The organism is Streptomyces sp. NPDC054770 (assembly GCF_053611985.1).
Window position 1 is genome coordinate 1 of the sequence record NZ_JBSHBL010000132.1, and the last position, 18,311, is coordinate 18,311.

The 18,311-nt window shown below is 71.7% G+C and carries 16 protein-coding genes; 8 read left to right on the plus strand and 8 right to left on the minus strand.

Features of this window, described 5'->3' with window-relative positions; genetic code table 11:
* The 4 genes from ACWGKQ_RS49845 to ACWGKQ_RS49860 all read right to left on the minus strand — a co-directional run.
* A partial coding sequence (locus tag ACWGKQ_RS49845) for a 2-oxoglutarate dehydrogenase E1 subunit family protein (RefSeq protein ID WP_453298759.1) occupies positions 1 to 248 on the minus strand: 248 nt, incomplete at its 3' end.
* A 327-nt stretch (positions 249 to 575) separates the two neighbouring features.
* Positions 576 to 1,682 carry a sensor histidine kinase gene (locus tag ACWGKQ_RS49850; protein WP_453298760.1) on the minus strand — a complete coding sequence of 369 codons (1,107 nt, stop codon included), beginning with the start codon at positions 1,680 to 1,682 and terminating at the stop codon, positions 576 to 578.
* The gene (locus tag ACWGKQ_RS49855; protein ID WP_089098810.1) at positions 1,679 to 2,419 is read right to left on the minus strand and encodes a response regulator transcription factor; all 741 of its coding nucleotides are present in this window, start codon (positions 2,417 to 2,419) and stop codon (positions 1,679 to 1,681) included. Before ACWGKQ_RS49855 ends, ACWGKQ_RS49850 begins: the two co-directional genes overlap by 4 nt.
* 110 nt (positions 2,420 to 2,529) lie before the next feature.
* Positions 2,530 to 3,246 (minus strand): spermine/spermidine synthase domain-containing protein, encoded by a 717-nt coding sequence (locus tag ACWGKQ_RS49860; RefSeq protein ID WP_453298761.1) that lies wholly within the window; start codon positions 3,244 to 3,246, stop codon positions 2,530 to 2,532.
* 245 nt (positions 3,247 to 3,491) lie between these two features.
* Between ACWGKQ_RS49860 and ACWGKQ_RS49865 the strand changes: the two genes are divergently transcribed.
* A complete protein-coding gene (locus ACWGKQ_RS49865; protein WP_453298762.1) occupies positions 3,492 to 4,331 on the plus strand; it encodes a rhomboid-like protein in 840 nt (279 codons plus the stop codon).
* A gap of 4 nt (positions 4,332 to 4,335) precedes the next feature.
* Here ACWGKQ_RS49865 and ACWGKQ_RS49870 read toward each other — a convergent pair whose 3' ends face one another.
* Positions 4,336 to 5,850 (minus strand): sulfatase family protein, encoded by a 1,515-nt coding sequence (locus tag ACWGKQ_RS49870; protein WP_453298763.1) that lies wholly within the window; start codon positions 5,848 to 5,850, stop codon positions 4,336 to 4,338.
* Positions 5,851 to 6,154: 304 nt separating this feature from the next.
* The gene (locus tag ACWGKQ_RS49875; RefSeq protein WP_453298764.1) at positions 6,155 to 6,958 is read right to left on the minus strand and encodes a GNAT family N-acetyltransferase; all 804 of its coding nucleotides are present in this window, start codon (positions 6,956 to 6,958) and stop codon (positions 6,155 to 6,157) included.
* A gap of 183 nt (positions 6,959 to 7,141) precedes the next feature.
* On the opposite strand from ACWGKQ_RS49875, the gene lon reads away from it, so the two are divergent.
* A complete protein-coding gene (lon, locus tag ACWGKQ_RS49880) occupies positions 7,142 to 9,562 on the plus strand; it encodes an endopeptidase La (protein ID WP_453298765.1) in 2,421 nt (806 codons plus the stop codon).
* A 194-nt stretch (positions 9,563 to 9,756) separates the two neighbouring features.
* On the opposite strand, the gene ACWGKQ_RS49885 is transcribed toward lon, so the two are convergent.
* Positions 9,757 to 10,572 (minus strand): lysozyme, encoded by an 816-nt coding sequence (locus ACWGKQ_RS49885; RefSeq protein WP_453298766.1) that lies wholly within the window; start codon positions 10,570 to 10,572, stop codon positions 9,757 to 9,759.
* 277 nt (positions 10,573 to 10,849) lie between these two features.
* Between ACWGKQ_RS49885 and ACWGKQ_RS49890 the strand changes: the two genes are divergently transcribed.
* On the plus strand, positions 10,850 to 11,341 hold the full coding sequence (locus tag ACWGKQ_RS49890) for a MarR family winged helix-turn-helix transcriptional regulator (protein ID WP_453298767.1): 492 nt from the start codon (positions 10,850 to 10,852) through the stop codon (positions 11,339 to 11,341).
* Between the two features lie 15 nt (positions 11,342 to 11,356).
* On the opposite strand, the gene ACWGKQ_RS49895 is transcribed toward ACWGKQ_RS49890, so the two are convergent.
* Positions 11,357 to 12,145, minus strand: coding sequence for a protein phosphatase 2C domain-containing protein (locus ACWGKQ_RS49895; RefSeq protein ID WP_453298768.1), 789 nt, complete (start codon positions 12,143 to 12,145; stop codon positions 11,357 to 11,359).
* Between the two features lie 396 nt (positions 12,146 to 12,541).
* Here ACWGKQ_RS49895 and ACWGKQ_RS49900 point away from each other — a divergent pair, with 396 nt between their 5' ends.
* Genes ACWGKQ_RS49900 through ACWGKQ_RS49920 form a run of 5 tightly spaced genes read left to right on the plus strand, consistent with a single transcriptional unit; the run spans position 12,542 to position 18,234 of the window.
* Positions 12,542 to 15,400 (plus strand): nitrate- and nitrite sensing domain-containing protein, encoded by a 2,859-nt coding sequence (locus ACWGKQ_RS49900; protein ID WP_453298769.1) that lies wholly within the window; start codon positions 12,542 to 12,544, stop codon positions 15,398 to 15,400.
* Complete coding sequence (locus ACWGKQ_RS49905) at positions 15,397 to 15,900, plus strand: roadblock/LC7 domain-containing protein (protein ID WP_453298770.1); 504 nt, start codon at positions 15,397 to 15,399, stop codon at positions 15,898 to 15,900. Before ACWGKQ_RS49900 ends, ACWGKQ_RS49905 begins: the two co-directional genes overlap by 4 nt.
* A complete protein-coding gene (locus ACWGKQ_RS49910) occupies positions 15,897 to 16,319 on the plus strand; it encodes a DUF742 domain-containing protein (RefSeq protein ID WP_217561068.1) in 423 nt (140 codons plus the stop codon). The genes ACWGKQ_RS49905 and ACWGKQ_RS49910 overlap by 4 nt, the downstream gene beginning before the upstream one ends.
* Positions 16,300 to 16,935, plus strand: coding sequence for a GTP-binding protein (locus tag ACWGKQ_RS49915; protein WP_453298771.1), 636 nt, complete (start codon positions 16,300 to 16,302; stop codon positions 16,933 to 16,935). Before ACWGKQ_RS49910 ends, ACWGKQ_RS49915 begins: the two co-directional genes overlap by 20 nt.
* 42 nt (positions 16,936 to 16,977) lie before the next feature.
* Positions 16,978 to 18,234, plus strand: coding sequence for a styrene monooxygenase/indole monooxygenase family protein (locus ACWGKQ_RS49920; RefSeq protein WP_453298772.1), 1,257 nt, complete (start codon positions 16,978 to 16,980; stop codon positions 18,232 to 18,234).
* The last annotated feature ends 77 nt before the right edge of the window (positions 18,235 to 18,311 follow it).

An 18,311-nucleotide genomic window follows, 5' to 3' on the forward strand; every position in this document is an offset into this window, starting at 1 on the left:
GTCGTGGAGGTGGTGCCCGCGGCCCCCGCGGCCGCGGTACCCGCCGGAGCCGAGGCGGCGGGCGCCCCCGGCTTGTAGTCGGCGAAGAAGTCCCACCAGGCACGGTCGACCGAATTCGGGTCCTGGAGGTACTGCTGATAGATCTCGTCGACGAGCCACTCGTTCGGTCCGAACGCGGCTGCGGGATTCTTGCCCGCTTGGTCTGCGTCGGTCGAGATGCTCGAGTTACTGGGGGACTGTGGCGACACGGCGGCAACCGCCCTCTTCCGCTTCACAAGGTGATGGACAGCGGGAATTAAGGCTACGCCTCCAAGACCGTGAAGGTCAGGTCGGGCCGGTTCATCGTCGCGTAAGTCACATCAAAAACTGGGTTTCAGGGCTTGATATGGCGGGAAACAAGCGTGGTTGCGCTGCGAAAGGGCTGAACCGGGCATGGCTCCGCCCCGGCCGGTGATCACCTCGCTCCGGCGCCCGGCGCGACATGCGCGGGGACCGCACCTGATCACACGTGTCCGGCTGCGCGGACGGCCTTGCGGACGACAGGTGGATCTTGAGGCTCCGGATCGAACTTTACGTCAACTTGGCACGGATGAAAGCCCCGGGAGAGTGACGATAATCCTGCAGCCCCGCTCGGATTCGGCCACGCCGATCCGGCCGCCGTGCAGATCCACCGCCCACCTGGCGATCGCCAGCCCCAGTCCGGTGCCGCCGTCGCTGCCGGGCCCGTGCGGCCGTCGTACGGAGCCGCGGTTGAAGCGCTCGAAGACGCGGGCCCACTCCGAACGCGGAATGCCGGGGCCTTCGTCCAGGACCTCCAGCTCCAGCGACTCCGGCTGCGGCCCGCGCCGCGCCTTCACCGTCACCCGGCCGTGCGGCGGGCTGTGCTTGACCGCGTTGTCGATGAGGTTCGCCACGACCTGGTGGATGCGCTCAGGGTCGGCGTGCGCGGACAGCTCCGGCGGGGAGACGTCCAGGTGCAGATGGACGTCGGTACGGGTGTGGCTCCCGGAGTTCGAGGCGAGCCCGCGCGCTCCGGCGACCATGTTGGCCTCCTTCAGCACGCCCGAGAGGTACGGCCACACCTCGAAACGGCGCTGCCGCAGCGGTACCACGCCGTTGTCGAGCCGGGACAGGTCGAGCAGGGTCTCGACCAGGCGGCCGAGGCGCTCGGTCTGCTTCAGGGCCGTGCGCATGGTCTCGGTGTCCGGCTCGGCGATGCCGTCGACGACGTTCTCCAGGACGGCCCGCAGGCCCGCGATGGGCGTGCGCAGCTCGTGCGAGACGTTCGCGACCAGCTCCTTGCGCTGGCGGTCCTGGGCCTCCAGCTCGTCGGCCATGACGTTGATCGTCTCGGCGAGGTCGCCCAGCTCGTCCCGGCGGTTCTCCCGCACCCGGCGCGTGTAGTCGCCCTGCGAGATCGACCGGGCCACCAGATTCATGTCGTCCAGCGGCGCGGTGAGCGAATGCGCCACGAACTGCGTTATCAGGAGTGTGGCGATCATCGAGAAGACCGTGATGAAGCGCAGCTCCGTCTTGGTGTGCACCGCGATCATCGACAGACCCGTCGTGATCAGTACGGACACGACGACGAGCGCGCCCAGTTTGGTCTTGATCGAGAACGGGCGTACCCCGCCCCAGGGCTCCTCCCCGGGGTCTCTCGGTCCGGCCGGCCCCGCGCTCATGGCGTCGGTGTCTCCAGCGCGTAGCCCACACCGTGCACGGTGCGGATCCGCTCGGCGCCGATCTTCCGGCGCAGCGCCTTGATGTGGCTGTCGACCGTGCGGGTGCCGGAGGCGTCCGCCCAGTCCCACACCTCGGCGAGCAGCTGCTCACGGGAGAGCACCGCGCGCGGGGTGTTCGCCAGGCACACCAGGAGGTCGAACTCGGTGGGGGTGAGGTGGACGTCCTCGCTGCGCACCCGGACCCGGCGCTGCGCGTGGTCGATCTCCAGTTCGCCGAGACGCAGGATGCCGGAGCGGGGCGTGGAGGCCGCGATGGCCGCCCGCTCCACCCGCCGCAGCAGCACGTGCACGCGTGCCGCCAGCTCCCGCATGGAGAACGGCTTGGTCATGTAGTCGTCGGCGCCGACCCCGAGGCCGACCAGCATGTCGGTCTCGTCGTCCCGCGCGGTGAGCATCAGCACCGGCACCGGCCGCGCGGCCTGCACGCGCCGGCAGACCTCCAGACCGTCGAAGCCGGGCAGCATGATGTCGAGGATCAGCAGGTCTGGCTGCCAGGCCTCGGCGGTGTCGACGGCCGCCGGCCCGTCGCCCGCTGTTTGCACGAGGAACCCCTCGGCGCGCAGGCGGGCTGCGATGGCGTCGACGATCGTGGGGTCGTCCTCGACGACCAGAACCCGGCGCTGGGCGCCCGGAGTCGCCGTCGCCGTACCGTTGTGCGAGGTGTGTGTCTGCTCCATCGCCCGCCCCTGTGTGCTTTCCGGAACCAGTGGGGTGATCCCATGACTGCGATTGACGCTTGAATGATCCGCGTCAGGGATGCACATTACGGTGACAGGAGGCGCACTCGCTATCCAGGGCGGACGGCAAGGTGAACGACGTCCGGAACGCCCCGGGCAACCGGCACCTCTTCGGTACGCACCCGTTGGAACCCGGCATTCCGCAAGGATCCCTCGAATTCCGCAGAGGGCTGCGCCGACCACACGGCGAGTACTCCGCCCGGCCTCAACACCCTTGCGCAGCCTGCGAGTCCGGCCGGTGAGTAGAGCCCCTCGTTGTCCTGGTCGACGGTCCAGCCGGGGCCGTTGTCGATGTCCAGGCACAGGGCGTCGAACGTGTCCGATGTCTCATGGACGTAAGTGACGAGGTCACTGAGGACGATCGCGGTGCGCGGATCGGCGAACGCCCGGGCGGAGAACGCCGAGAGCGGACCGTCCCGGTGCCAGTCGACGACCGCCGCCTCCCGCTCCACGACCGTGATCCGCCCCCAGCGGGGGTCCTGCGCGGCATGGGCGAGCGAGAACCCGACGCCCAGGCCGCCGATCAGCACCGCCGGCTCGCTCCGCCCGTCCAGCGCCTGGCGGGCGGCGTCCACGAGCAGCCGCTCCGAGCGTCCGTCGGAGGTGTCCATCAGGAAGCACCCGTTGGCGATGATCTGGAGCAGCTCACCGTGTCTGCGCAGCACCACCTCGCCGTACGGCCCGTCACGCCGGTCCAGGACCACGGGGGAGCCGGCGGAGCCGGCCTGGGCTGAGGTCGTGGGGGCCGAGATCGTCATGGCCGCCATCCTGCCCCAACAGGGCTTTGCGGCCACGCGAATTACGGGTGGCGCGCAGCCGCACGGGTGTCACCCGTTCGAGGGGCCGCCCGGCGCTTCGCGCCCGTGGATGCCCGGATGCGGCTCGTATGGTTCCTCCTGACCCCTCTTGGTTCTTCAGAAAATCCTGTGAATCGACCTCTGGGTGGCCCCGGTCACAGACAGCGGCTCGTCGGACGGCGAAGGGTGGGGTGAAACGGAAGGAGCGCCTCACCGTGGAACGGACCGCGAGGGCCGCATCGACGCCCACGCCCGAGCCCCTTCCCGCCGCGGACGTCGCCGCCCTGCTCGACGGCGTGCCCCGCCAGCGCGGCCCGGTCGCGGCCCCCGCCCCGAGCACACCGCGCCCCGCCGCCCTCCGCCTGAACCCCTGGCGCCTGCCCGCCCACCGCGTGCGCCCCTGGCGTCTGCTGCCCACCCCCACCGGCACCCCGGTCACCTTCACCTACACGGCGATCCTGGCACTCACCTCGCTCTTCGCGAGCTACGCACGTCCCGGTCTCCTGCACGCGCTCTACCAGGACTCCAGCACCGACGTCGCCCACCTGCTGCGCACCCCGGTCTTCGTCCTGCTGGCCAGCGCGCTGTGGATCGCGGGCGGGCTGCTGTCGCCGTACGCGCTGGCCTTCGTGCTGGTCCTGACCGCGCTGGAGCGGCGGATAGGGGGTGCCCGCGCGATCCTCGTCTTCCTGGCGGGCCATGTCCTGGCCACCCTCGCGACCGAGGTCCCGGTCGGCCTCGCGGTCCTGGCCGGCCACCTCCCCGGCACCTCCCTGCACCGCCTCGACTACGGCATCAGCTTCGGCGTGGCGGCCAGCATCGGCGCGCTCTCCGGCCTCCTCACCCCCTGGCTGCGCTGGCCGCTGCTCGCCCTGGTCGGCTACAGCCTCCTCGCCGACCTCGTCGCCTTCCAGGACCCCATGACCAACTGGGGCCACCTGATCTCGCTGGCCATCGGGACCGCGCTGTGGCCGGTGGTACGACGCTGGCGGCGGGAGCGGGCCCAGGATCCGGCCGTCGCCGCGGTCCCCGCGGGCGCCGCCGTCGCCGCCTGAGCGGTCAGGCGCGCCGCGCCGCCGCCAGCCGCCTCGCCGCCTCCGGGACACCCAGGGCCGCTTCCTGCTCGGCCGTGGCGCCGTGCAGGCGGTTGGTGAGCTGGTACGGGTCGGCGGCCAGGTCGTAGAACTCGCGGAAGAGGACCGCGCCGTCGCCCTGCGTGGCCCGGCCCTGCCCGTCCAGGCGGGTGCGGTAGTACTCCGTGTACTGCGTAGATCTGCCGACGTGGGTGGCCCAGGTGTGGATCGGCTCCTGGTCCTGCCGGTTCCACCACCACTCGGCGAGGAGCCGGTCGCGGTCGTTGCGGGTGTCGAGCAGCGAGTGGCCGTCGTGCGGGGTGTCCGGGGTGATCCCGGCCGCGTCCAGCAGGGTCGGGGCGATGTCGACATGGCCGGTGAGCCGGTCGTCCACGGTGCCCCTGCCCAGGCCGTGCGCGGGCCAGGACAGCCAGAACGGCACCTCCAGACTCGGCTGGTACGGCACCGACTTGCGCAGCCAGCCGTGGTCCGCCCAGCACAGCCCGTGGTCGCTGGTGAACAGCACGAGCGTGTTCTCCAGCTGCCCCAGCGCGCGCAGCTTGTCCTGGAAGTCCCGCATCGCGTCGTCCACCGACAGCAGGGTGCGCAACTGGCGTCCGCGCAGCGCCTTTCCCTGGTCGTAGGTGTGCTTCGCGGTGCGCAGGAACGGCGGCTTGTCGCTCTTGTCGCTCTCGAACACGGAGGGCCGGCCCGGCCACTCCGGCACGCGCGCGTGCGTGTACTTCCGTTCCGGGATGTTGAGTTCGTGCGCGCTGCGGGTGGCGACGTACGCGAACCAGGGCCGGGTGTCGGTGCGCGAGCCGTCGATGAAGGCGAGGGCGCGGTCCCTGATGACGTGGGTGTTGTAGCCGGGGATGTTCCGGACCGTGCCGTTGTCGTTGTAGTGGCCGTTGTAGTACGCCACCGGTTCCTGGAGCAGCCACTCGTCGAAGTGCGGCGGGTTGTCGCCGGTGTGCCAGTAGTTGAGGTACTTGCCGAACAGGCCGGTGCGGTAGCCGGCCTCGTGCAACTGGCGCTGCATGGTGGTGTGCTGGTCGAGGTGGTACGGGTGGCGGGTGTCGAGGACGCCGTGATGGTGCGCGTACCGCCCCGACATGATCGAGGCCCGGGAGGGCGCGCAGAGCGGGGTGTTGGCATGTGCCCGCGCGAACGTCACACCCTGCCCGCCCAGCCAGTCGGCGGTACGGTGGATCGCCCAGTCCGTCTCCTTGGGCTGGTCGTCGGTGAGGACGAAGAGGATGTTGGGGCGCGGGTCGGTACGGGGGAGGGGGGAGGCCGACGGGGCCGGGGGGCGGCTTGCGGCGGGGGCCGCGGGGGCCGCGGGGGCGGTGCGGGTGGGGGCGGGGGCGGGGGTGTCGGCGCCGTCGTCGTCGACGGCGCGCAGGGTCAACGGGACGGCGGTGCCGGCCGCGACTACGGCGGCGCCGGTGAGCACGGCACGGCGGGCCGGCCGCTTGGGCGTCGGCTGCTTCTCACCCATGTGTTCCCCCGAACCCCGTTGCGTGCCGCCCTCGCCGTTCACTGTGAGTCCGCTGGCAGTTTCGGCTCTCTTCCTGTGAGTTGCGTTGCGGTGGTGTGGCGGTGCCCTTGCGGAGTCGTGGCGGTGTTCGGCGCCGACGGCGTTGTTCGGTGGTGCCGGGCCTGGCGGGGCCACTCGCCGTAGGGGGTGCCGGTCGGGTGCCGGGTGCAGGTTCGTCGTGGCTGGTCGCGCAGTTCCCCGCGCCCCTATGGGGCGCGTTTCAGCCGCATGTCAAAAACGGTCCCGCGTCCCTTTGGGGTGCGTTTCAGTTGGTCGGGGTCCAGACGTACGGGGTCGTTGTCGTTACTGCCGTGAAGCCCAGGCGCTTCAGGATCGGGGTGCTGTCGGCCGAGGCCTCCACCAGGAGGTAGGGGGTGTTCCGGGTCGCCGCGCGGGTTGCCCGGAGGGCCACCAGGGCGCGGTAGATGCCCTTGCCGCGCCAGTCGGCCAGGGTGGAGCCGCCCAGCAGCATGGCGAAGTCCGTGCCGGACCGGAAGGCCACCCAGGCCGCCGAGACGACCTCTCCGGCGGCCTCGGCGACATAGATCTCGGTGCCGTCCGGGTCCACCGCGAGCAGGCCCCTCAGGTACCCGGCGATCCATGCCATGTCCTCGCCCCACACCGCGGTCTCCAGCGCGGCGATGCGGTCCAGGTCCGCGTCGGCGGTGACCCGGCGCAGCGTCACGCCCGCGGGGAGGGCGGGGGCGGCCACGGCCAGGTCCTCGACCAGGGCGATCACGACCGTCTCCCGCGGCTCGGGCACGAAGCCCGCCGCGTGCAGCCGGTCGGGGAGGTCCGCCGGGTCGTCGTGCCCGCGCGTCTTCCACTCCACCGCCTCCCCGCGCGCCGCGAAGAAGTCCCGCTGCCTGGCGATCAGCGCGTCCAGCTCGGGGCCGCGCACCCCGCCCCAGTCGCGCGGCCCGGTCACGAAGCCCCGGTGCTGGCCCACGACCCGGAGGACGGGGCCGTCGTGCTCGTAGGTGATCCCGGGCGCGGGGACGGGCTGGACGGCGCGCATCTGGGCGTCGTAGGCGGCCAGCAGGGCCGCGGTGGTGTCGGTGTCGGTCACCGGCCGACCGTACGGGGAATGAGCCCGAGCCGATCAACTGTTTTCCGGTCGTGGGCATCGGCCGTACGCCCGGTACGGCCAGGTCAGCAGCCGATCGCTCACAGCGAACGTACCCCTGGGAACATTCGGTGGCTCACATGCATTGAGTCGGCATAACTCAAGTTGACTGCCGAAGGGGAGATCATGGCTTCGACGTCCGCATCACTCACCCTCCCTGTGCTGCCTCTCGACGGCGAGGTCGTGCTGCCCGGGATGGTGGTCCCGCTGGACCTGAAGGACGCTGATGTACGTGCCGCCGTGGAGGCAGCGCAGGCCGCCGCCCGTACCGAGCCCGGCAAGCCCAGGGTGCTGCTGGTGCCGCGTATCGACGGGACCTACCCGAGCACCGGTGTGCTCGGCACTGTGGAGCAGGTCGGCCGTCTGGCCGACGGTGACCCGGGCGCGCTGATCCGCGGCCGCTACCGGGTGCGCATCGGCGCCGGTACCACCGGCCCGGGTGCCGCTCTGTGGGTGGAGGGCACCCGTATCGACGAGATCGTCCCGGACCCGGTGCCCGGTCATGTCACCGAACTGGTCAAGGAGTACAAGGCCCTCGCCACCGCCTGGCTGCGCAAGCGCGGCGCCTGGCAGGTCGTGGACCGGGTGCAGGCCATCGACGACGTGTCCCAGCTCGCCGACAACTCCGGTTACTCGCCCTACCTGACCACCGAGCAGAAGATCGAGCTCCTGGAGACCACCGACCCGGTCGCCCGGCTCAAGCTCGCCACCCAGCAGCTCCGCGACCACCTCGCCGAGCAGGACGTGGCCGAGACCATCGCCAAGGACGTCCAGGAGGGCGTCGACAAGCAGCAGCGCGAGTTCCTGCTCCGCCGCCAGCTGGAGGCGGTCCGCAAGGAGCTGCGCGAGCTGAACGGCGACGCCGCCAAGGACGGCGAGGAGTCCGACGACTACCGCGCCCGCGTGGAGGCCGCCGACCTGCCCGAGAAGGTCCGCGAGGCCGCCCTCAAGGAGGTCGACAAGCTGGAGCGGTCCAGCGACCAGTCGCCCGAGGGCTCGTGGATCCGCACCTGGCTGGACACGGTGCTCGAACTGCCGTGGAACGAGCGGACCGAGGACGCCTACGACATCCAGGGCGCCAAGGCGATCCTGGACGCCGAACACGCGGGCCTGGAGGACGTGAAGGAGCGGATCACCGAGTACCTGGCGGTGCGCAAGCGCCGTAGCGACCGGGGGCTCGGAGTCATCGGCGGCCGCCGTGGCGGTGCCGTGCTGGCGCTCGTCGGTCCGCCCGGTGTCGGCAAGACCAGCCTGGGTGAGTCCGTCGCCCACGCGATGGGGCGGAAGTTCGTCCGGGTCGCGCTCGGCGGCGTCCGGGACGAGGCCGAGATCCGCGGTCACCGCCGTACGTACGTCGGTGCGCTGCCCGGCCGGATCGTGCGGGCGATCAAGGAGGCCGGTTCGATGAACCCGGTCGTCCTGCTCGACGAGATCGACAAGGTGGGGTCCGACTTCCGGGGCGACCCGGCCGCGGCCCTGCTCGAAGTCCTCGACCCGGCGCAGAACCACACCTTCCGCGACCACTACCTGGAAGTCGAACTCGACCTGTCCGACGTCGTCTTCCTCGCCACCGCCAACGTCCTGGAGGCCATCCCGGAGGCCCTGCTCGACCGCATGGAGCTGGTCCGCCTGGACGGCTACACCGAGGACGAGAAGGTCGTCATCGCCCGTGACCACCTGCTTCCGCGCCAGCTGGAGCGGGCGGGGCTCGCCGACGACGAGGTGGTCCTCGACGAGAGCGCGCTGCGCAAGCTCGCCGGCGAGTACACCCGCGAGGCGGGCGTGCGCACCCTGGAGCGGTCGATCGCCCGGCTGCTGCGCAAGGTCGCGGCCCAGCACGAACTGGGCGAGCGGGAGCTGCCGTTCACGATCAGGGACGAGGACCTGCGCGCCCTGATCGGCCGGCCGCACCACGTGCCCGAGTCCGCCCAGGACCCGGCCGAGCGCCGCACGGCGGTCCCGGGTGTGGCGACGGGCCTCGCGGTCACCGGCGCCGGCGGGGACGTCCTCTTCGTCGAGGCGTCCCTGGCCGACCCGGAGACGGGCGCGGCGGGTCTGACCCTCACCGGTCAGCTGGGTGACGTGATGAAGGAGAGCGCGCAGATCGCCCTGTCCTTCCTCCGCTCGCACGGCGCCGAACTGGAACTGCCGGTCGGCGACCTGAAGGACCGGGGCGTGCACATCCACTTCCCGGCGGGCGCGGTCCCGAAGGACGGCCCGAGCGCCGGCGTCACCATGACGACGGCCCTCGCGTCGCTGCTCTCCGGGCGGCTGGTCCGCACGGACGTGGCGATGACCGGTGAGGTCTCGCTGACCGGCCGGGTGCTGCCGATCGGCGGCGTGAAGCAGAAGCTGCTCGCCGCCCAGCGCGCCGGGGTGACGACCGTCATCATCCCGAAGCGCAACGAAGCCGACCTGGACGACGTCCCGGCCGAGGTGCTGGACAAGCTCGACGTCCACGCCGTGACCGACGTCCGGCAGGTCCTGGAGCTGGCGCTCGCGCCCGCCATCAAGGGCGCGGCGCCGGAGGTTCCGGTAGCGGCGTGACGGACGCTGCCGGAAGCAGAGGGCCCGGGTCCCCGCGAGGGGGCCCGGGTCCTCGCCCTGTGCGGGCCCGGTGAAGTCGGCTGCGCAACCGCGCCCCGAAGGGGCGCTGGGCTGCGTCGATGTGCGGCTCCGCCGCGTGGGCGCGACCAGCCCCCACCGGCTCGCGCCGAACGAACCGCATGACCGGCGAGCGCTTACCCGTTGGCCAGTGCCACCACCCGGTCCAGCGCCCCGTTGAACTTGTCGTGGTCCCCGACCGTCGGGCCGGTCGACGTGTACTGCCACATCGTGTACGTCGACCAGCCGGCCGGCAGCGTGCCGACCTCCGAGGCGTAGCGGGCGACCCACAGCGGGTTGGTGGCGCCGAAACCGCTGTAGTTGCCGGTGCAGTCCGTCCACCAGCTGGTGGCCGTGTAGATGACCGCGGCCCGGCCGGTCCGGGCCTTGTACCGGTTCAGGAAGTCGGTGATCCAGCCGACCATCCCGCTCGCGGATTTGCCGTAGCACGCGGCGCCGTACGGGTTCCACTCGATGTCGAGGACGCCGGGCAGGGTCTGGCCGTCCTTGGACCAGCCGCCGCCGTGGTCGACGAAGTAGTCGGCCTGGGCGGCGCCGCCCGTGGTGTCCGGGGTCGCGAAGTGGTAGGCGCCGCGGACCATGCCGGCGTCGTAGGAGCCGTCGTACTGCTGGGCGAAGGAGGGATTCGTGTAGTAAGTGCCTTCCGACGCCTTGGTGTACGCCCATCTGACCCCGCTGCCCAGCAGGGTCGACCAGGAGACGTCGCCCTGGTAGCTGGCGACGTCGACGCCCTCGGTCTGGGTGGCGAGGCCGGTCTTGGGCGTGCCGCTCTGGCCGTCGTGGGCCAGGACGCCGGTGCCCATGTACGCCGAGCCGCGGACCGGGACGGCGGGGCCGGCCGGGACGGCGTGGGCGGAGACCGGGGAGAGCGCCGCAAGCAGCAGCGCGAACAGGGCGGTGAGGAGTGTGGGGGCGGGTCTGTGCACGGGCATGACATGACCTCCGTGGGGTGAGGTGGGGGTCCAGATATGCCAGAGGTGACGGCTTGAAACGGCGCGACACGACGCGGTGTCACACGTGGCGACCCCAACCAGCGGCGTGGGCATGGCATCGAATGGCTCGGTGCGGACGCCACGCACGCGGCGGAGCCCGGGGAAGGGGATCCGGCGGCTGCCGTTGGTCTGAGCCTGCGGAATACTTGGCGAGCTGCGGCGACGACGGGGTTTGACGGAAACTTTCAGGACTGCGAAACCGATCAGGGGTGCTGACGTGCACGAGGACGAAAAGGGCGACGCACAGCCCGCCGCCGTTGGGGTGACGCCGAGCGGTGCGGACCAGGAGTTCCTGGCGCTGGAGCGCGAGTTGACGGTGCTGCTGCGCCGCGCCCGGGCCAGCCAGGGCGAGATGGCCCGGGAGGTCCACCCCGACCTGGAGTCCGCCGCGTACGGACTGCTCGTCCGGCTCGACGAGTGCGGCGGCCAGCGCGCCACCGAACTGGCCGGCTACATCGGCGTCGGCAAGGCCACCATGTCCCGCCAGCTGCGCGCCCTCGAGGAGCTCGGCCTGGTCGCCCGCGAGCCCGACCCGGCCGACGGGCGGGCCTGGCTGATCGCCCTCACCGACGAGGGCCGGCGCCGGGTCGGCACGGTCCGCGAGGCCCGCCGTGGCCGGTACGTCCGCCAGCTCGCCCACTGGGACCGCAGCGAGGTCGCGGGACTGGCCCGGCTGCTCCACCAGTTGAACGGCGTCATGGAGAAGTAGCCGGCGCAGGGAGCCTCACAGCTCGGCGTACACCACCGTCGCGTCGTCGTGCGTCTTGCTCCGCCGCAGGAACACCCGCTCCTCCCGGTCGGCCGCCTCCAGCTCCCGCACCCGGTCGACCAGCGCCCGCGCGCCCTCCTTGCGTACGACGTCGAGGAGGGCCGTCCAGTCGCCCTCGCGGAACTTCTCCGTCCAGCGGGTCGCCCCGTCGGTGAGGGCGGCCAGCGCGTGGACCTCGGCGCGGGGCACGGTCCCGGTGACCGCGCGGGCGGCCACCGAGGGGTCGGCGGCGGCCGTGAAGAAGCCGCCCTCCCGGTTGCGGACCGTGGCGTCGGCGATCGCGTCCGAGGCGAGCGAGGCGCGGGGCACGCGGTCGAGCCGGTCGTCCAGGACCGGGGTGACCGTGCCGTCGGGGGACCTCAGGAGCAGCGCGGAGTCGGACAGGACCAGGAACTCGACGTTGTCCTCGGACCAGCGGCTCAGCACGACGGTTGCCTGTGGGGTGCGCGGGTGAGAAAGGTCACAGGTGCCACTGTGTGCGGCGGCTGTGCGACCGATCGCCTGTTCGAGGATCTCCCGCAGCGTCAGATCTCCTCGCGAAACGGTCAGTTCGGTCAGCGCGCCGCCCAGCCGGGCGGTGAACCAGGGGACGGAATGCAGACACCCGGTGCCGTCCCGCGGCGGGGTGACCCCGTCCAGGACGATCAGGCAACCCCCCTGCCCCGAGGCGGGAAGCCCGACACCGGCGAAGTCCTCGTTGGGGCGGTCGGGGGCGCCGGGTTCCGAAACGACTTCAGTACGCATTCGGCCAGTCTGCACGACCCCTTCACAGGCTTCACCAAAGGCTGGCAAGGACCTCGGAATTGATGCGGTTCCGCAGGTCAGCAGCCTGTTTTGGGCTGGAATGACGTACTCCGGGAAGGTGTGGTGGCGAATCCTGTCAAAGCCTGCCGTCCGCGTCCAACCGGCCAGCCGGAAAAGGGCCCCGCACGGTCCGCCGGAACTTGCCCGCCAACTCCCCTCCGATGTTCACTCCTTCGGGTGGCGGGTGGGTCGATGTGAGTCCACTGCCCACCCGCGCTGGGAGGGTCGGGGACCGTACGAATCGGGTGCACGCACCACTGGGCACCGCAATGCCGGGGATCATGACGGGGTGCCACCCAGCCCCTTCGGTACACGAGTTCAGGAATGCGAGCACCGGTGCAGAAGACGCGGCCTCGGCGCACAGGCAAGAAGACGGCCTCCGAAACGGGCGCCGCGGCTCCCGTCGGCACCGGCCGCCCCAAGCACGTCCGTACCCGGCTGATCGTGGCCGTGGCGGTGGTCGCCGCCGCGATCGCGGGGGCCGGAGCGCCCGCCCTGCTCACTGCCTCCGGGCAGCTGAGCGACTCCCAGGACCTGGTGACCCTGGCCGGCCGCACCCAGGACGCGCTGGCCCTCGCCAACTCGCTCGCCGACGAACGCGACGACGTCACCTCCTACATCGCGGCGGGCCGCCCCAAGTCCAAGGCGCCCTCGGAGGACCGCAGCGCCCGTGTCGACCGCCAGGTCGAGGACCTGCGCGCGGATACCGACGCCCCCGGCTGGCTGCGCACCGACCTCGACGGCATCGCCGCCGTCCGCCGCTCCGCCCTCACCGGCAAGAGCACGGCCCTCGAAACCCACCAGGCGTACTCGCAGACCATCGCGGAGCTGCACCGGCTGGCCGAGCAACTCGCCGAGCAGATGCCCGCCAGGGCCGGCTCCGGCGCCTACGCGCTCGCCGAACTGGACTCCGCCGTCCAGCAGTCCGCCGCCGCCCGCGGTCTGCTGCTCGCCGCCCTGAACATCCCCAGCACCACCCAGACCACGATCAGCCCGATCACCGGTCTGCCCGTCACCAGCACCACCACCTCCGACGCCGACAGGAAGCAGCGCGACGCGCTCACCGCCGCCGCCCAGCAGGCCAGACTGCGCGCCGACGCGGCCCTCGCCGACTTCCACGACACCGCGCCCAAGGCGGCGGTCGAGTCGTACGACTCCACGGTCACCGGCGGTGACGTCAACGACGCCGACAAGTACCTGGCCGCCCTCACCGACCAGCCGACCCTCTCCGACGCCGACCTCGCCACCAGCACCAAGAAGCTGGACGCGGCGCTGTCCGCCCGGGTCGACCTGATGCGGGGCGTGGAGTCGGCCCTCTACGACCACCGCACCAAGGACCTCGCCCAGCTCCGCGACGACGACGTCACCGCGCTGGAGATCCGCGTCGCGGTGCTCGGCGCCCTGATGCTGGTCGCGGTCGGCATCGCCACCGCCATGGCCCGCAGCCTCACCCGCCCCCTCTCGGTGCTCCGCCGGGGCTCGGCCCGCCTCGCCGGGGCCGCGGACCCGCGCACCGAGGAACCGGTCACCTTCACCGGCCGCGACGACGAGTTCGCCCAGGTCGTCCGCTCCGTCAACGCCCTGCACGCGCACGCCGCCGACCTCTACGACCGCATCGCCACCCTGGAGACCGACCGCAAGCACCTGGTCGGCCAGCGCCAGAAGATGGCCGACGCCCGCGAGGAGCTGCGCGCCGAGGTCACCGACGCCGCCGCCCAGCTGGAGCGGCTGCGCAGCAGCATCGGCGGCACCTTCGTCAACCTCGCGCTGCGCACGCTCGGCCTGGTGGAACGCCAGCTGGCGGTCATCGAGACCCTGGAGGAGCGCGAACAGGACCCCGACCGCCTGTCGACCCTCTTCAAGCTCGACCACTTCGCCACCGTCATGCGCCGCCACAGCGAGAACCTCCTGGTCCTCGCCGGCACCGAGCACGTCCAGCAGCACGCGGGCCCGATCCCGCTGGTGGACGTCGTCCGGGCCGCGGTCAGCGAGATCGAGCGCTACGAGCGGATCCGGATCGCGTCCCTGCCCCCGCACGCGCACGTGGCCGGTTTCGCCGCCGACGACCTCTCGCACCTCCTCGCCGAGCTCATGGAGAACGCCACCGCGTCCTCCCCGCCCGACGTCCCCGTCGAGATCTCCGGCTGGCTGCTGGAGAGCGGCGAGATCATGCTCTCCGTCCAGGACGAGGGCATCGGCATGACCGCCGACCGCATGGTCCGCCTCAACAGCCGCCTCGCCGACTTCGACCCCGAGTCGCCGTACGACCAGCAGGGCGAGGGCGGTCTCGGCCTCGGCCTCTACGTGGTGGCCCGGCTGGCCCACCGGCACGGTGTCCGGGTCCAGCTGCGCGAGCAGAAGCAGGGCGGGGTGGCGGCGGTCGTGGTCCTGCCCCAGCCGCTGCTGGCCCAGGCCCCGCCGGCGGTCCCCACCGCCACGACGACCCCGGCCGGCGCGCACGCCTTCTCCCTGCCCGGCGCGGACGCGGAGGTCAACTCCAACGTCCTGTACGGCCGCGCCACCTCCGGCGACGGCGACCCGCTGGTGACGCTGGCGGAGAAGGCGGTCCGGGACGCCGACGGGCACGGGCACGGGCATGGCGCAGCCGTGCAGGGGGCCGACGAGGACGCGGTGCACGAGCAGGCGGCCCCGCCGAAGCCGGCGGACCCCGAGCCGACGGCCCGGCCGAAGGCTCCGGCGGAGACGTTCGCCGAGACGACGATGGAACTGCTGGTCCCGCTGGAGCCGGAGGCGGGGACGCCGAAGGAGCAGGCGCACCCTGCCGACGCCGGTGCTCACGCGCGCCCGCTGCCCGCGGCCGCCGACGGCGAGCACGCCCCACTGGGGCCACCCGCACCCGACCACGAAAGCCGCACCGGTGGTGCGGGTGGGAACGAAACCGCCGAAGGCGAAGCCGAGGACCCGGTCACCAGCAAGGGCCTCCCCAAGCGCACCCCCAAGATCACCGCCCCCGCCCCGCCGCCCCGCCAGCGCAGCACCGGCGTCGACGCGGACGCCCTCCGCCGCAGGCTCGGCGGCTTCCGCCGGGGCGCCGACGCCGGCCGGCGTGACGTCGAGGCGGAGATCGCCGAGCAGACGGGTCAGAACAAGGTGCCGAGCACCGTACGCGCCGTACCCGGAACAGCCGTATCCGAAGAAGCCACGGGGGGCACTGTCGAGGAGGCAAGCAGTTGACCGCGCCCAGTACCTTCGGTCTGAGCAGTGAGGCCCGCAACCTGCACTGGCTGCTGAGCAACCTCATCGAGGAGGTGCCCGGTATCCAGTCGGTCGCCGTGGTCTCCTCCGACGGACTGCTCCTGCTCTCCTCGGACCCCGGCCGCAACGAGGAGGCCCGCGAGGCCAGGAACGAGAAGCGGACGGGCCCGCGTGGCTCCGCCGCCGACCTCGCCACCATCGTCTCCGGCATCGGCAGCCTCACCGTCGGCGCCGCCAAGCTGATGGACTCCGGGCCGGTCAAGCACACGATGGTCGCGATGGACGAGGGCAGCCTCTTCGTGATGTCGATCAGCGACGGCTCGCTGCTGGGCGTGCACGGCAGCGCGGAGTGCGACATGAGCGTGGTGGCATATCACATGGCACTGTTCGTCGGCCGGGCCGGCCACGTCCTCACCCCCGAACTCCGCACCGAGCTACGCAAGTCCCTTGAGGCCGACGCGCCGAGGAGCGGCCGATGAGCAACGCGCCGAAGAACCGCAGGCAGAACCTCCCGGTACGCGGCGGCGATCGCAAACCCGCCCGCGTCCGCCCCTACTCGCTCACCGGCGGCCGTACCCGCTTCGGTCACGTCCTCCTCGTGGAGACGTTCGTGGCCGCGCTCGAGGCCCCCGAGGAGCGCAAGGAACTGACGAATGGTTCCCTCAACACCCGGGTGATGCCGGAGATGCGGGCCATCGTCGAACTGTGCCGCCGTATGCGCACGGTGGCCGAGATCGCCGCGCTGCTGAAGATGCCGCTCGGTGTGGTCCGGGTCCTGCTCAGTGATCTCGCGGACCAGGGAAAGATCCGTGTGTACGGCACCGGGACGGGGCACGGCGCCGGCCGCCCGGACCGCGCTCTGCTGGAAAGGGTGCTGAGTGGACTACGCCGTCTCTGACGCCGCCGGCGTCAACCCGCTCCTCGACGAGGAGGAGCAGCCGCGGTCCTGGCAGACGGACCGCACCCGGGCCCCCATCGCCACGAAGATAGTCGTGGCCGGCGGCTTCGGCGTCGGGAAGACCACGCTGGTCAGCGCCGTATCGGAGATCACGCCCCTGCAGACCGAGGCGCTGATGACCGAGGCGAGCGAGGAGACCGACGACCTCACCGCCACGCCCGGCAAGCTCACCACCACGGTGGCCATGGACTTCGGCCGCATCACGCTCGACGACGACCTGGTGCTCTACCTGTTCGGCACGCCGGGCCAGCAGCGGTTCTGGTTCATGTGGGACGACCTGGTGCGCGGCGCGATCGGTGCCGTCGTTCTCGCGGACACCCGGCGCCTGAAGGACTGCTTCCCGGCGCTGGACTACTTCGAGAGCTGCGGACTGCCGTACGTCGTCGCTGTCAACCACTTCGACGGCAGCGAGCGCTTCGAACCCGAGGACGTGCGCGAGGCATTGACGATCCCTCCGCGCATACCTGTAATGATCATGGACGCCCGCCGTCGGGTCTCGGCCATCGAGACACTGCTGTCCCTGGTCGCCCACGCGCTGGACGAAACCCCCGAGTAGCACCCCGGGTAGATCTTCTGAACCCTTAGGAGCCACCACCGCATGCGGAAGATACTCGTCGTGGGGGCCGGCCAGTCCGGTCTCCAGCTCGCCCTCGGCCTCCTGTCGCACGGCTACGAGGTCACCCTGATGTCGAACCGGACCGCGGACGAGATCCGCTCCGGCCGGGTCATGTCGACGCAGTGCATGTTCGACACGGCACTGCAGCACGAGCGCGATCTCCAGCTGAACTTCTGGGAGTCCCAGGCCCCGAAGATCGAAGGACTCGGCGTCTCGGTCGCCGCCCCCGGCTCCTGGGCCGAGGGTCCCGCGGCCCGCGCGATCGACTGGGTGGGCAAGCTCGACGGGTACGCGCAGTCGGTCGACCAGCGGGTGAAGATGGCCGGCTGGATGGAGACCTTCGCGCAGCGCGGCGGCCAGCTGGTCATCCACGGCGCGGCGGTCGGCGACCTCGACTACTTCGCCCGTACGTACGACCTCGTGCTGGTCTCGGCCGGCAAGGGCGAGCTGGTCTCCATGTTCGGCCGCGACGCCTCCCGTTCCCCCTACACGGAGCCGCAGCGGGCCCTGGCCGTCTCCTACGTCCACGGCCTCGGCCCCCGCCCCGAGCACCCGGACTACTACGCGGTCCGCTGCAACCTGGTCCCGGGCGTCGGCGAGCTCTTCGTCATGCCGACCCTGACCACCTCGGGACCCGCCGACATCCTCTTCTGGGAGGGCATACCCGGCGGCCCGCTGGACGTCTTCAACGGCGTCAAGGACCCCTCGGAGCACCTCTCCCTGACCCTGGAACTCATGGAGCGGTACACGCCCTGGGAGCACGCGCGGGCCACCAAGGCCGAACTGACCGACGCCGGCGGCACCCTCGCCGGCCGTTACGCCCCCACCGTCCGCAACCCGATCGGCCGCCTCCCCGGCGGCGGTCTGGTCCTCGGTGTCGCGGACGTCGTCGTGGCCAACGACCCGATCACGGGCCAGGGCTCCAACTCCGCCGCCAAGTGCGCCGCCTCCTACCTCGCCTCGATCCTCGAACACGGCGAGAAGGAGTTCGACGGGACCTGGATGCAGGAGACGTTCGACCGCTACTGGAACACGGCCCAGCACGTCACCAAGTGGACGAACGCCATGCTGGCGCCGCCGCCGGAGCACATCCTCAACCTGATCGGCGCCGCGGGCCAGCTCCAGCCGGTCGCCGACCGCTTCGCCAACGGCTTCAACGACCCCTCCGACTTCGAGAACTTCTTCTACGAGCCGGAGAAGACGGAGGCGTACCTGGCGTCGGTGGCCGGCGCCGCCTGATCCGGCCGAGTTTCGGCCGCGGGTGCGTGGTGGCTGGCCGCGCAGTTCCCCGCGCCCCTTCGGGGGCGCGTTGCCGT